At 66.6% G+C, this 13,153-nt stretch carries 11 protein-coding genes; 3 read left to right on the plus strand and 8 right to left on the minus strand.

Features of this window, described 5'->3' with window-relative positions; genetic code table 11:
- Positions 1 to 38: 38 nt before the first annotated feature.
- The 8 genes from ACI2JH_RS09700 to ACI2JH_RS09735 form a co-directional block, all read right to left on the minus strand.
- Positions 39 to 536 (minus strand): hypothetical protein, encoded by a 498-nt coding sequence (locus tag ACI2JH_RS09700; RefSeq protein ID WP_101098680.1) that lies wholly within the window; start codon positions 534 to 536, stop codon positions 39 to 41.
- A 36-nt stretch (positions 537 to 572) separates the two neighbouring features.
- Complete coding sequence (locus ACI2JH_RS09705; RefSeq protein WP_404736079.1) at positions 573 to 1,331, minus strand: HAD family hydrolase; 759 nt, start codon at positions 1,329 to 1,331, stop codon at positions 573 to 575.
- Positions 1,332 to 1,489: 158 nt separating this feature from the next.
- Complete coding sequence (locus ACI2JH_RS09710; RefSeq protein ID WP_101098678.1) at positions 1,490 to 1,918, minus strand: EF-hand domain-containing protein; 429 nt, start codon at positions 1,916 to 1,918, stop codon at positions 1,490 to 1,492.
- 219 nt (positions 1,919 to 2,137) lie between these two features.
- The gene (locus ACI2JH_RS09715; protein ID WP_319275397.1) at positions 2,138 to 2,515 is read right to left on the minus strand and encodes a hypothetical protein; all 378 of its coding nucleotides are present in this window, start codon (positions 2,513 to 2,515) and stop codon (positions 2,138 to 2,140) included.
- A 34-nt stretch (positions 2,516 to 2,549) separates the two neighbouring features.
- Positions 2,550 to 3,263 carry a M15 family metallopeptidase gene (locus ACI2JH_RS09720; protein ID WP_404736080.1) on the minus strand — a complete coding sequence of 238 codons (714 nt, stop codon included), beginning with the start codon at positions 3,261 to 3,263 and terminating at the stop codon, positions 2,550 to 2,552.
- Complete coding sequence (locus ACI2JH_RS09725; protein WP_404736081.1) at positions 3,196 to 4,728, minus strand: serine hydrolase; 1,533 nt, start codon at positions 4,726 to 4,728, stop codon at positions 3,196 to 3,198. Before ACI2JH_RS09725 ends, ACI2JH_RS09720 begins: the two co-directional genes overlap by 68 nt.
- A gap of 188 nt (positions 4,729 to 4,916) precedes the next feature.
- A complete protein-coding gene (locus ACI2JH_RS09730) occupies positions 4,917 to 7,943 on the minus strand; it encodes a carboxypeptidase regulatory-like domain-containing protein (protein ID WP_404736082.1) in 3,027 nt (1,008 codons plus the stop codon).
- A gap of 39 nt (positions 7,944 to 7,982) precedes the next feature.
- On the minus strand, positions 7,983 to 9,485 hold the full coding sequence (locus ACI2JH_RS09735) for a transglutaminase-like domain-containing protein (RefSeq protein ID WP_404736083.1): 1,503 nt from the start codon (positions 9,483 to 9,485) through the stop codon (positions 7,983 to 7,985).
- A 131-nt stretch (positions 9,486 to 9,616) separates the two neighbouring features.
- Here ACI2JH_RS09735 and ACI2JH_RS09740 point away from each other — a divergent pair, with 131 nt between their 5' ends.
- The 3 genes from ACI2JH_RS09740 (at position 9,617) to ACI2JH_RS09750 (ending at position 13,144) form a co-directional block, all read left to right on the plus strand.
- Positions 9,617 to 11,068 carry an SH3 domain-containing protein gene (locus ACI2JH_RS09740; protein ID WP_404736084.1) on the plus strand — a complete coding sequence of 484 codons (1,452 nt, stop codon included), beginning with the start codon at positions 9,617 to 9,619 and terminating at the stop codon, positions 11,066 to 11,068.
- Complete coding sequence (locus ACI2JH_RS09745; protein ID WP_101098693.1) at positions 11,068 to 12,162, plus strand: dipeptide epimerase; 1,095 nt, start codon at positions 11,068 to 11,070, stop codon at positions 12,160 to 12,162. Before ACI2JH_RS09740 ends, ACI2JH_RS09745 begins: the two co-directional genes overlap by 1 nt.
- 133 nt (positions 12,163 to 12,295) lie before the next feature.
- Positions 12,296 to 13,144, plus strand: a complete 849-nt coding sequence (locus ACI2JH_RS09750) for a MurR/RpiR family transcriptional regulator (RefSeq protein ID WP_182657279.1) — start codon at positions 12,296 to 12,298, stop codon at positions 13,142 to 13,144.
- The last annotated feature ends 9 nt before the right edge of the window (positions 13,145 to 13,153 follow it).

Below are 13,153 nucleotides of genomic sequence, written 5' to 3' on the forward strand. Positions count from 1 at the left end.
AGCGGCTGAGGCAGCGACTCCCGCCGGCGCCTTCGGCGCTACTGCTCCGCGCCCAGCTGGCGGCGCAGCGTGGCATCCAACGTGATCGGCCGATCCCAATGCCGGTAACTGGCCACGATGGCGTGGCGCAGCGCGCGCTTGTGCAGGTTGTCCGGCGGCACCGGCAAGGCCTCCACGGCCGCTTGCCAGCCGCCTTCGCGGTGCGCGCTGAACGCCCTCACCACCTCGCGGCAGCTGACCTTGATGGCCTTCGCCCAGAAACAGGCGAAGTACACATCGGCGGCATGCCAGCCGTGGTTATTGACCAGCGCGGCGATATAGCCGCGATCCACGCCGCTGTAGCGCGCTACCTCGTCCAGGAAACTGTCCGGATAGCGCTCCGCGTAGTGGTTGATGTCCGCCAGCCAGGTATCGATCCACGCATCGCCGGTATCCACCGCGTAGGTGGCTGATTTCTCCGCCGTCTGCTGGGCCGGCGCGATCGCAGGCACCAGCAGCAGGGACAGCAACAGCAGCGTTGTCAGCAGGCGGTTCATGCCGGGATTGTGACGCAGCGGGGCCGTCGTGTCAGGTCACGCACCGCGCGCGGCCGCCGCCTTGGCTTCGATGGCCTGCAGCGCGGCCGGCCAGTCCCACGCGGTATCGGCGGTGACCATGCGCGGCTCATCGTCGGCCACGCCATGTTCGGTTTCGTGGGCCCAGGTGACCGCATACGGCGTATGCACGCCCCAGCCGCCCAGCGTGACCACCGGCTCGATGTCCGAGCGCAGCGAATTGCCCACCATGACGAACTCGTTGATCGGCAGATCGAACTCGGCCAGCACGCGGGCATAGGTTTCCGGATCCTTCTCCGACACGATTTCGATGCGCGGGAACAGATCGTGCAGCTGCGCCACCTTGATCTTGGCTTCCTGGTGGAACAGGTCACCCTTGGTGATCAGCACCACCGGATGATCCTGGGCGATCCTGGCGACCGATTCGCGCACACCGTCGATCAGCTCCACGGGATGGCGCAGGGTGTCATGGCCGATGTCCAGCATGCGCTGGATGTGCGCTGCACTGACACGGCTGTCGGTGATCTCGATGGCCGCTTCGATCATCGACAAGGTCATCGCCTTGACTCCGTAGCCGAACACCGCAAGGTTGCGCCGCTGCACATCCAGCAGGTGGCGGGCGGTCCGGGTGTCGTGCACGTCGATGTAGTGCGAGAGCAGGTCGAGGTAATCCTGTTCGGCCTTGCGGTAGTAATCCTCGCTCTTCCACAGCGTATCGTCACCGTCAAAACCAACCAGGCCGATGGCGCTGCCGCGCCCGGGCGTGGATATTTTCATGCGTGAAGAATAACAGGGCGGCCCACGCACTGGCCTGCGTGGTCCGCCCTGGGTGCTGCACCTACGGTAGCGCCGAGCCATGCTCGGCGGCTTCTGATGGTGCCGCGCGGTGCGCTAGCCGAGCACGGCTCGGCGCTACCGCGCCACCATCGCGGAACTCAGTTTCCCTGTGCGCCGGCGGCGCCCTGCTGGGCCTGCACGAAGGCCTTGTACTCATCGGCGGACAGCTCGCCGTCCTTGTTGGTATCGGCCTGGTCGAACACCTGCGCCAGGCCGGCATTGACCTGTGCCTCGGTCTTGCTGATGGTGCCGTTGCCATCGGTATCGATGCTGGCCCAGGTCTGGCCGCCGCCGCCGTTGGCCTGCGCTGCAGCCTGGCCAGCAGCATGCGTGGCCTGGTCTGCCGCATTGCCAGCTTCAGCAGCCTGGTTGCCGGCCGCAGCTGCAGCCTGCTGTGCCTGCACCGCCTGCGCCTGTGCAGCAGCGGCCTGATCCTGTGCGGCGCTCTGCGCCATGGCCGGAAGGGTGAACACACTGCCGGCGGCAACGAGGAGGGCGATCAGCGGCTTGCGGTTACGAAGAGTCATTGGGTGGTCTCCTTGGATGTGATGTTGCACGGCCATGTATTCCGTACGGGGCCTACGTTGGCAGCGTGCCGATGAACACAAATTGGGGCGCGGGCGGCCCTCACACGCGGCATTAACCACTCCACGGCGGCCATCGGCTACCGGCTTGGTTAGAAGCCGGTGAGCGCAACGTAAGGTGCCCATTCAGCGGGCTGGATTTTAACCCTCCCCAAACGAAAATCAGTCCGCGCCGCCCTGCTCCGCCGCTGACCGCGAACTGAACAAAAGCCATCCAAGCGCGACACCGGACAACGCGCCGATGATCTCCAGCACCACCCGGCTGCCCAGTTCGTTGGGATCGTGGATGGTGGAAAGATAGAGACGCGCGTAGAACGGCGATTCCATCCGCACGATGCCCATGTAGAACAGCTTCCACATGTCGATGCCGGCGGAGATGACCACCGCGATCCCACTGGCCCAGCCCAGTGCGTGGCCGTGCGCCCAGCGCAGCGCGCGGGCGAGATGATGGAACAGGAAATACACCAGCAGGCCGACCAGAAGGGCGATGCCAGCCGCTTCCAGGGTGCCCAGCAGGCCGAAATGGAGAGGAAGGTTCATGGCCACAGTGTAAAGGCCGGGCACCCCGCGCGAATCAGTCCACCGGGACGTCGTAGGCGGTGTGCGGATCCGGCTCGGGCTGGAAGGTGTAATGCCACCATTCCTGCGGATAGTTGACGAAGCCTGCGGCGGCCATCGCCTGCAACAGGCGCTGCCGGTTGGCCTGCTGCAACGGGGTGAGCCCATCGGCAGCGGTATGCGCACGCGTGCCGAAGAAGTCGAAGTCGGTGCCCATGTCCAGCGGCGTGCAGCGCCCGGCCCCGCACTGCATCAGGCCCACGTCCACGGTGGCCGCGCGACTATGGCCGGAGCGCTCGGCGATGTAGCCTTCGGCGAACAGGCGGGACTTGTCCACGTCCGGGTACTGGGTGGCCTTGCGCGAGGTTTCGTGTGGATCCCGTGCCCATGCCACGAAGGCCTGCACCGAACGCACCGGGCGGTAGCAGTCATGCACCTGCAACGCATGGCCCTGGCTGCGCAGCGTGCGTTCCACCCTGGCCAGCGCGCTGGCTGCCGGCGGCAGCAGATAGCAGGCAGGTGCCGCGTAGCCGGGCACCGGGCGGCCGGTGAAGTTGTTGGCAGTGGCATAGCGGACATCCAGCGCGATGCCGGGCGACAGCGTGCGGATCTCCACCAGCCCGGCCTCGGCAGCGCTGCGCGCGGGCGAAACGCTGGGCGCTTCAGCGGCGCGCGCGCTCGTTGCCAGGGCAATCGCCAGTACGAGTGAAGTGCAGGTCCTGGTAGTCATAGCTGAAGTCGATATCCGGGTCGATGGCGCGCAGGTCCAGCGTAGGTACGGGTGCCGCAGTGGGCTGCAGCCACGCTTGGGCGGCTGGTTCCAGCGTATCCCAGCGCAACACCCAGCGCGCCCCTTCCTGCAGCACGTCGGCCTGCAGGCGCGGCGATTTGTCCACGCTGAAACGCAGCCGGCCCTGCACCGGGCAAAGCGAGGCCTCGCCCAGCCACGGGTCGCGGTAGCGGCCCTGCAGGGCCACCAGCGCGGTTGCCGGCGCGGGCGCTGTGGTGCGGGTATCCGGCAGCGGACCGGCCTCTGTCGGTGATGGCGCGCGTGCCTGCGCGAGTTCGTCCAGCCAGCCATCGACACCTTGCGTGCCGCCGGGGGCGGTGTAGTGTTTCAACGCAGCCTGCATCAGCGCGGTGCGTGCGTCTTCGCCTTCCCCGTTGATCAGCAGCACCACACCGATCTTGCGCTCCGGCAGCAGCGCCAGCGAGGAGTACATGCCGGACAGCGTGCCGGTATGGGCCACCTTCCATTGCCCGTCCAGGTCGGACAGGCGCCAGCCGTAGCCGTAGCCGGCGAAGTGCGCGTTGTCCCAGCGCCGTTGGCGCTCGCCCAGGGGCATCGGCATCTGCAGCGTCCACAGTTGCCGGCGCTGCTCGGTGTCCAGCCAGCCCGGCGCACGCGACGGATCCAGCAGCACCTGCATCCAGCGCAGCATGTCGTTCAATGAACAGCGGATGCCGCCGGCTGCCATCGACGGTGAATCCGGGCTGGTATCGCCGTCCGCGGCGACGACCACGTTGCGCCCCTCCCGGCGCACGTGAGGCTGGGCGATGTTGCCGACCGCTACGGTGGACCATTCGCCTACCTGGCAGCGCGACAACCCGAGCGGGATGAACACCTGTTCGCGCATCAGCTGGTCGTACGGCTTTCCGCCTGCCGCCGCCGCCACTTCGCCGGCCACCACGTACATCAGGTTGTCGTAGGCATAGCCGCTGCGGAAGCTGGTGACCGGCTTGAGGTGCGCCAGCCCGGCAATGATGTCGGCGCGGGTGAAGTGGTTTGGCTCAGGCCACAGCATCAGGTCGCCGGCACCCAGGCCGAGTCCGCTGTTGTGGATCAGCAGGTCGCGTACCTGCATCTGTTCGCCCACCCAGGGGTCGAACATGGTGAACGAAGGCAGGTGGCGGCGGACCGGGTCATCCCAGCGCAGCTTTCCCTGTTCCACCAGGCGGGCGAGCAGGGCGGCGGTCATTGCCTTGCTGTTGGAGGCGATCTTGAACAGGGTTTCGTCGTCGATGCGCGCGTCCGGGGTGTCGCCGCGGCGGCCCTCGGCGCGGCGGTAAACCACCTTGCCGTCTTCCACCACGCCCATGGCGATGCCGGGCAACTGCTCGCGCTGCACCGTGCGTTCGAGCATGGCATCGAACGGGGACGCGGCCAGGGCGAACAGCAGCAGGGGCGCGTACATGGCGATCAACCTTTGAACGTGGGGAGGTGCCGGTCAGGACGACCGGCATAGCCATGCTCGGCGAGCGCAGCGGGAACAGCAACAGCGTGACGACCAACGGTCGTCACCCACCAGGGCAACAGCGTGACGGCCAGCGGTCGTCACCCACCACGGCAACAGCGTGACGGCCAGCGGCCGTCACTACCGGGTCAGAAGTTCCAGGCCACCACCAGTTGTGCGTAGCGCGGTGCCTGCCAGCGGGTGCCGGTTTTGAACGTGGCTTCGCGATAGACACCCGGTTGGCTTTCGTAGCGCTGGTGCACGTTGATCACGGTCTGGTTGTTGAACAGGTTGTAGACCGACAGCCGCGCGCTCAGGTCGATGCCATCCACCGGCAGGCGCCAGGTGACGTTGGCGCCCATGGTCCACGTCCACGGCAGGTTCCCGAACGCACCGCGGGCGGTGGGCTCGAACACGCGCTGGTCGTAGGTGCCGGTGCAGTTGGCCACGCACAGCCAGCCGGTGCCGCCACCGCTGCCCTCGCTGGAGGTGCTGCCGCCGGCCACGGTGTCGCCTGGCCACATCACGCCGAAGGCGGTGACCGGGCCACCAGACTGCACCTGCAGCGTGCTGCCGAACGACCACTGCTCGTTCAACGCATAGGCCGCGCGGAACTTGAACTGGTGGCGGAAGTCGTTGAACAGCGCGCCGTAGCGCTCGTTGTTGGAAGGGTGGTCCCAGTGCTGGACCATGCCGGTATCGCCGTAGTTGGTGTCCGAGTTCACCGGGCCTTCGAAATTGCCCTCGCTCTTGGACCACAGGTAGGACGCGTTGAACATCCACTTCTCGTCCCACGCGCGGTCCAGCTGGAACTCCAGCGCCTTGTAGGTGCGCTTGGGCTTGGAGTAGCCCACCACTTCGCCGCTGCCGCCCTTGCGGTAGCCGCTGTTGGCGGTGTCGATGGTGATCCAGCCTTCCTCGGCGCAGCCGATGCTGGAATCGCCCCAGATGGTCAGGCTTTCGCCGGGATTGGCGATCGGCCACAGCGTGCTGCCGGTCGGGCCGCACGGCGTATGGTTCAGGCGCATGTCATCCAGCGCGCGGGTCATCCGGCGGTAGGTGCCGTTGACGCCCCACGACCAGGCCTGGTTGATCATGGACTGGAAGCCGAGGATGTACTCGTCCTGGTAGACCGCCTTCAGGTCCTTGTCCACGCTCTGCCGCAGATCGGCCGCGCCGGTGTTCATGCGGGTATCGGTGGGACCGACCTGCTGGCCGATGACCGGCGCCATGTACGGCGCACCGGTGACCGGATTGCTCTGCTGCTGCCAGCCGTTGAGCACGTAGTAGCTGTATTCGTCGGTGAGCCCACCGGCGAAGTTGACGTTGATGTTGTTGGTCACCGGCAGGTAGTAGCGGCCCGCATTGCCGAACAGCTTGGTGCTGCCGTCGCCCTTGATGTCCCAGGCAAAGCCCACGCGCGGGGCGATCAGGTCGTCCATCTTGATGAAGGCATCGCCATCGGCGGTGCGGTTTTCGAAGCGGTCCCAGCGCACGCCCAGGTTCAACATCAGGGTAGAGGTGATGTTCCAGATGTCTTCCAGGTAGAAGGCGTTTGCTTCGGTTTCGAAGTTGCCGCCCGACACGCGGTTGCGCGCGCGCAGCATCTGGTTGACCCCCGCCGGTACGTAGGCGTTGGCGCCGTCCCAGACTTCATCGCCGGGCCGTGCCGCGTACGCGGTGTAGGTCATCTGGCTCGGCCCGGGATAGCGCGTGGACTGATCGGTGGTCATCAGTTCGCGATCCACGCCGAAGCGCAGCAGGTGCCTTCCAAGCGCCCATTCGAAGTCCAGGCGCGCGGCATCGCGGGTGTCGTCGCGTTCGGCGATGGCGGTGCCGGTGGGATGGCAGCCGGCGCGCAGGCCGTTCAACTGGCCCAGGTACGGCGCATAGGTGGCATCGGTGAACACCGCATCGCAGTACAGGTCCAGCGTGGAGTTGGAGAATGCACGCTGGTTGTTCTGGCCGACCATCGCCTTGGCGGTGAAGCTTTCGCCGAAGCGGCCGGTATAGGTCGCCGACCAGTTCTTGCCGCCGCCATCGGTCAGCGTGTCACCGCCCCACTGGCCCAGGGTCTGCGTGTCCCAGTTGTAACCGGACGAGGCCTGGGTGGTTTCGGTTTCGTCGGAGAATGCCAGCAGTTCCAGGGTGTGGTTGTCGGTGATGTTCCAGTCCAGCTTTGCCCCCCAGAAATCATCGTCGCCGGTGTTGTCGAACCAGGTGCGGCCATCTGAAGAGGTGTTGTTGCCGTCTGTATCGCGCTTTTCATACATCGCGAAAAGGAACAGCTTGTCCTTCACCAGCGCACCGGAACCCCAGACGTTGGTCTTGGTGAACGAGGTGGCATCGGTGCTGGCGTAGGAGTGCGGCGAGCCATCGCGGTGGAAATGATCGCGGGCGGCCGAGCGCCAGGCATTCGGTTCGAAGGTGACTTCCGCACCGCCTTCGAACTCGTTGCTGCCCGAGCGGGTGACGGCGTTGATCACACCGCCGGTGGAGCGGCCGAACTCCACTGAATAACCGCCGGTCTTGACCTGGAATTCCTGGAAGAAGCCGAACGGTGCGCTGGAGAAGCCACGCCGGGTGTACATGTCGGTGACGTTGAGGCCGTTGATGTAGACCGCGTTCTCGGCCACCGACGAGCCGGCGAAGGACAGCCCGCCGAACGAGGAATTGCCGCCCACCACGCCCGGTGCCAGCAGGGCCACCGCGGACAGGTCCTGCGCCACCGGCAGCCGCGAGATTTCCTGGCGGTTGACGTTGAAGGAGGTCTCGGTGGAATAGACGTCCACCCGGTTGATCACCCGCGAACCAACCACCTGCAGCGCATCCAGGTTGACCACCCCGCCGCCGCTGGCCAGGTTCACCGTGGTGGTGCCACCGACGGCCACGCTGACGCTGACCGGCTCGCCCAGGGCGGCACCGTCGCGGCTCAGCTGCAGGGTGTAGTCACCGACCGGCAGCTGGCCGAGCCGATAGCTGCCATCGCTGCCGGCAGTGGCCGAGCGGGTCAGCCCGGTACCGCGGTTGACCACGGTGACCAGGTCACCGGCGGTGGCCCGGCCGGCGACCGCGCCGGAAACGTTCTGTGCCGTTGCGACGCTGGGCACGATCATGCCCAGGCACGCGCCCAGGGCGACGGTCAACGCCGCCCGCTTGATGCTGATTGCCTTCATCCCCTGCTCTCTCCTGCAGAAATTGAACGGTGTGGTTGACTAGGGTGTCGCGCTGGGTTTGCCGCCTGCAGGCCGTACCGTCCACTGGAACCGGTCGTCCCACTGGTCGAAATACAGGTTGCCGCCTGCCCACTCGGCCTCGCCGCGCTGCGAGTCCACCGTTTCCGAGCGGAAGTGCTGTTTGGCCGGCACGAGGGCCTGGCCGAAATCATCGTTGAAGGCGATCCGGTAGCCGTCGATGCCACCGAGATAGAAGTCGCGCAGTGCTGGCTGATCGCTGTCCAGCGCGCCGGTGGTGACGTCCATCGGCAGCCAGCCGTAGGGCGCCAGATACACCGCGCCCCAGTCATGCAGGTTGCTGTAGCCGATCGCGTTGTCAGAGAACACGCGGCCGGACTGCCAGCGTGCGGGAATGCCGTTCATGCGCAGCAGGGAGATCAGCAGCAGGGTCTGCTGGCCGCAGTCGGCGTGGCCGGCCTGCAGCGCGTACTCGCTGATGTTGCTGATCGTGGAATATTCGCGCGCGCCGGCCCAAGGAATCTGGTCGACCGCATTGAACAGCCGCCGCACCACTTCATACGGCCGCCTCTCACCCTGCAGCGCCCGTTCGGAAAACGCGCGCAGTGCCGGGCTGAAGCGCACATGCGGTGGCTGCTCGGCCAGGTACGGTGCCAGCGCCGACTCGTCGGGCGTGGGCTGCACTGCGGCGGGATCAATCGCGGTATGGCGGGCGCTGATGGTCAGGGCATAGCGGATCTGGAAACGGGTCGGCTGCCCGGCCACGGCCGGCGCTTCCAGATAGGCCGTGCGCTGCAGCGTGCTGGCCGGGGCCAGCTGCGCGCCGGACGGTGAACTGCCGATCCACTGCAGCTGCTCCTGCTGGCCGGGAATCTCGCGCGGGTAGGGAATCCAGGCACGCACGGTTTCGCCGGCCGGCACCGCATCAGCCTTCACCACAAGTGACTGGGTGACCTCCACGCGTTGTGGCAGCACCGAATCCTTGCCACTGTGTCCGGCGGCGGCCACTACCTGCGCGTGGTACGGCGTCAGCGTTTCGTACGGGCCATCGGCCGGCATCGGGGCATCGGCACGGCGGCGTGCGCGGGCTTCGCTGCTGAGCCGGAACAGGTTGGACGGCGCACGGTTGAAGTACCGCCGCTCGCCATCGATATCCAGATGTTCCAACAGTCCCTGCGCGTCCCAGCGCGCGAACTCGTCATCGCGCAGGTCGGGGATCCAGTGGCGCAGTTTTTCCTTGGCCGCGGTTTCATCAAGGCTGAAGTCCAGGCGGATGCGCCGCATGCGCTCCTTCTGGAAGGCGGATGCTGCTTGGCGTGCCGCGCCCGGATCGCCTGCGAGCCAAGCATCCAGATGGGTGCCCGCTTCGGCGAATCGCCCCTGGTCGATCATTGCAATGACCGCGTCATCGGACACCGAACCGGGTATCGGCGTGCTCGCATCCGCTGCCGGCTGCGCCCACGCCACCGCCGCGCACAGGCAGGCAGCAGCAGGCAGCAACAGTTTGCGAACGACGGTATCCACAGCGACACTTCCCCAGCGCAGGTGGTAACAGCTGTGTAACACGCGGGGGATACCCGGTCAATAATTTATTCTTGCGTTTCGCGACGAAAGGAATAACTATTCCAACAGCTTTCAATGAGGGTAATCGCCGCATGATCCTGGCTTCCCGCCCCACACGCACTGCCCTGATGCTGGCCGTGTGCCTGGCCTTCGGCAGCAGCGCGGCGTCGGCGCTCACGCGCGCGCCGGCAGCCACGCCGGATCCCGGCCCCGCCCTGCCCTATGTCGTCGGCCTGCACGAGTCCTACCTGACGCCGCAGTACTGGGTCGCGCGGCTGCCTGATGCCGATGCGCTGATCCTGGACCGCGCGCAGATCGCCGTACAGAACGCGCGCATGCGCGCCGAAGACCCGCACATCCAGGACATCGCGGCATTGCCCGCATCGCTGCCCGCCGCTGCGCTGCGCGAATCGATCACCGCGCTGTCGCGCTGGCCGACGCGGACGCTGTACGACGCCCACGGCACCGCGATCCCCGCCGGCCAGCGCGCCGATATCGAAGCCAACCTGGCATTGGACGCACTGCCCGCCGCCACCACGCCGCAGTACGGGCTGGTGGTGCATCGCGCGGCGCTGCGCACCTTCCCGACCCGGCAGCGTGTTTTCAGCAGCCCCGAAAACGCCGATATCGACCGTTTCCAGGAATCTGCGCTGTTCCCCGGCGACAAGGTCGCGGTGGTCCACCGCAGCGCCGACGGGGCATGGCTGTTCGTGCACAGCGAGCGCTACAGCGCGTGGATCGAAGCGCAGTACGTGGCCACCGGTTCCAGGCAGACGGTGCTGGGTTACGGCGCAACGGGTCCGTACCGGGTGATCACCGGGGCGGTGGCGCATACCGCGTTCACGCCCGAAGAACCCCGCGTTTCGCGCCTGCAACTGGACATGGGCGTGCGCCTGCCGGTGCTGGCGCAGTGGTCGCCGGCACAGGCGGTCAACGGCCAGCAGGCGCATGCCAGCTGGGTGGTGCAGCTGCCCGTGCGCGAAGCCGATGGTGCGCTGAAGCTGGTGCCGGCGCTGTTGCCGCGTTCGCAGGACAGCAGCGCCGATTACCTGCCGCTGACCCCGCGCACCCTGCTGACCCAGGCCTACAAGTTCCTTGGCGAGCGCTACGGTTGGGGCCATGACTACGACACCCGCGACTGCAGCGGCTTCGTTTCGGAGATCTACCGCAGTGCCGGGGTGCTGCTGCCGCGCAATACCAGCGCGCAGGGCATCAGCCCGGCGCTGGACCGCATCGCCTTCACCGACAAGGACACCGCCGCCCGTCGCGACCGCGCCGTGGCTGAGTTGCAGGTGGGCGACCTGGTCTACATTCCGGGCCACGTGATGATGGCCATCGGCCATGTAGACGGCCGCACCTGGGTGATCCATGACACCGCCGGAGGCAGCTGGAAAGGTGAGGACGGCGCCCGCATCCAGGCGCACCTCAACGGCGTGTCGGTCACTCCGCTGGAGCCGATGATGGCCAGCGATGACCTGCGCTACATCGACCGCATCACCAACATCCAGCGGGTCCGCCCGCAGCGCACGCCCCGGACGCCTTGATGAAGATCACCGATATCGAACTGGGCATGCTGCGCGTGCCCTTGAAGACCCCGTTCAAGACCGCGCTGCGCACCGTCGACACCGTCGAGGACGTGGTGGTGATGGTCCGCACCGACACCGGCCACACCGGCTACGGCGAGGCGGCGGCGACTGCGGTGATCACCGGCGATACGCACGGATCGATCATCGAAGCGATCCGCCACTTCATCAAACCGCGGCTGGTCGGCCAGGACGTGGCCAACCTCAACCGACTGTGCGGGCTGGTGCAGTCCTCGATGGAGCGCAACAGCAGCGCCAAGGCGGCGGTGGAAATCGCCCTGTACGACCTGTGGGCGCAGCTGCACGGCGCACCCCTGTACCAGATGCTGGGCGGCGGCGATCCGGTGATCACCACCGACATCACCATCAGCGTGGACTACATCGACAAGATGGTGGCCGATTCGCTGTCCGCGCTGGACCGCGGATTCGAGTCGCTGAAGATCAAGGTCGGCAAGGACATCGGCCTGGACATCGAACGGGTCAAGGCCATCCACGCGGCGGTGGAAGGCCGCGCGCTGCTGCGGCTGGACGCCAACCAGGGCTGGACCGCCAAGCAGGCGGTGCATGCGATGCGTGCGCTGGAGGAGGCCGGGGTGGTGCTGGAGCTGCTGGAGCAGCCGGTCAAGGCCGCCGACATCGCCGGCCTGAAGTACGTCACCGACCGGGTCAACACGCCGGTGATGGCCGATGAAAGCGTGTTCAATCCCAGCCAGGTGATCGACCTGATCCAGCAGCGCGCCGCGGACATCGTCAACATCAAACTGATGAAGACCGGCGGGCTGTCCAATGCGATCCGCATCGCCGACATCGCCGCCATCCATGGCGTGCCGTGCATGATCGGCTGCATGATCGAATCCAGCATCAGCGTTGCCGCGGCCGTACATCTGGCCGTTGCCAAGAGCGATGTGATCACCAAGGTAGACCTGGATGGGCCGTCGCTGGGCCAGTTCGACCCGGTCAGCGGGGGGGTGACGTTCAACGAATCGGAAATCAGCATCAGCGACGCGCCGGGGCTGGGCATCACCGAGGTGCGTGGGCTGGAGATGCTCGCTTGAGTGCTACCCGCGCGTCCGCCGAGCATGGCTATGCCGGTCGTCCTGACCGGCACCCTGCGGGCCGTCGCAAGCGACGGTGGCAGCGGCTCCTGCCGCTGCCTTCGGCGCTACCACGCATGCCGGATGCTGCTGCATGCCGCCGCTGCTGAAGATCCGCGCCGAGCGCGGGCAGATGTCGGCGATCGAGCGCCGCATCGCCGATTTCATCCTTGAAAACGCCCACCTGCTGCGCGATTACTCGTCCCAGCAGTTGGCCAGCGCGCTGGGTATCAGCCAGTCCAGCGTGGTCAAGTTCGCGCAGAAGCTGGGTTTCAAGGGCTATCCGGACCTGAAGTTCTCCATCGGCCAGGACGTGGCGCGCAGCGGCGCCGCACCGTCCTCAGCGCCCGCGGTCGCCGAAGGGCGGGATGGTTACCTGCACATTGCCCAGGCCCTGCAGGCCAGCAAGGCAGCTGCCGAGGACGAAACGCGTGCGGCCAATCCGCAGGCCGACGTGGAGCGGATTGTCGCTCTGGTCGATGCTGCGCCGAAGCTGTTCGTGTACGGGCTGGGCGACGATGGCCTGTACGCGCGCGAGTTCGCGATGCGGCTGTCCCTGCTGGGCATGCTGGTGGTGCACCATGCAGACCCGATCCTGATGCTGGCCAACCTGTCGGCCGCACGCCCCGGTGACGTGATGCTGGTGTTCTCCGAGTTCGGCAAGCTGCCACAGCTGTCGATGCTGTCGCGGCAGTTCCAGGACCTCGGCGGCAAGGTGGTCTCCATTACCCGCCACACCGCCAACCCGCTGCGCGCGCATGCCGATGCCGCGCTGGCGGTATGCGCCGAGGACCGTGCGCCGCACATGGCGCAGGTGCTGTACCGTGCTTCCTTGCAGTCCCTGCTGGATTTTGTTTTCGTGCTGTTGTGCGACGCCAACCCGGATCGCAACCGCCAACTGGCGGTGAACCTGGAACGCATCGAACACCTGCTGGATACCTGACCGGAGCCG

It is taken from the genome of Stenotrophomonas sp. NPDC078853, assembly GCF_044901215.1.
GTDB classification, from domain to species: domain Bacteria; phylum Pseudomonadota; class Gammaproteobacteria; order Xanthomonadales; family Xanthomonadaceae; genus Stenotrophomonas; species Stenotrophomonas lacuserhaii.

Excerpts from the sequence above, each read along its gene's own strand:
- ACI2JH_RS09710 (WP_101098678.1), bottom strand. The coding sequence starts at position 1,918 with ATGACTCTTCGTAACCGCAAGCCGCTGATCGCCCTCCTCGTTGCCGCC.
- ACI2JH_RS09730 (WP_404736082.1), bottom strand. The coding sequence starts at position 7,943 with ATGAAGGCAATCAGCATCAAGCGGGCGGCGTTGACCGTCGCCCTGGGC.
- ACI2JH_RS09740 (WP_404736084.1), top strand. The coding sequence starts at position 9,617 with ATGATCCTGGCTTCCCGCCCCACACGCACTGCCCTGATGCTGGCCGTG.
- ACI2JH_RS09705 (WP_404736079.1), bottom strand. The coding sequence starts at position 1,331 with ATGAAAATATCCACGCCCGGGCGCGGCAGCGCCATCGGCCTGGTTGGT.
- ACI2JH_RS09720 (WP_404736080.1), bottom strand. The coding sequence starts at position 3,263 with ATGACTACCAGGACCTGCACTTCACTCGTACTGGCGATTGCCCTGGCA.
- ACI2JH_RS09745 (WP_101098693.1), top strand. The coding sequence starts at position 11,068 with ATGAAGATCACCGATATCGAACTGGGCATGCTGCGCGTGCCCTTGAAG.
- ACI2JH_RS09715 (WP_319275397.1), bottom strand. The coding sequence starts at position 2,515 with ATGAACCTTCCTCTCCATTTCGGCCTGCTGGGCACCCTGGAAGCGGCT.
- ACI2JH_RS09725 (WP_404736081.1), bottom strand. The coding sequence starts at position 4,728 with ATGTACGCGCCCCTGCTGCTGTTCGCCCTGGCCGCGTCCCCGTTCGAT.
- ACI2JH_RS09750 (WP_182657279.1), top strand. The coding sequence starts at position 12,296 with ATGCCGCCGCTGCTGAAGATCCGCGCCGAGCGCGGGCAGATGTCGGCG.
- ACI2JH_RS09700 (WP_101098680.1), bottom strand. The coding sequence starts at position 536 with ATGAACCGCCTGCTGACAACGCTGCTGTTGCTGTCCCTGCTGCTGGTG.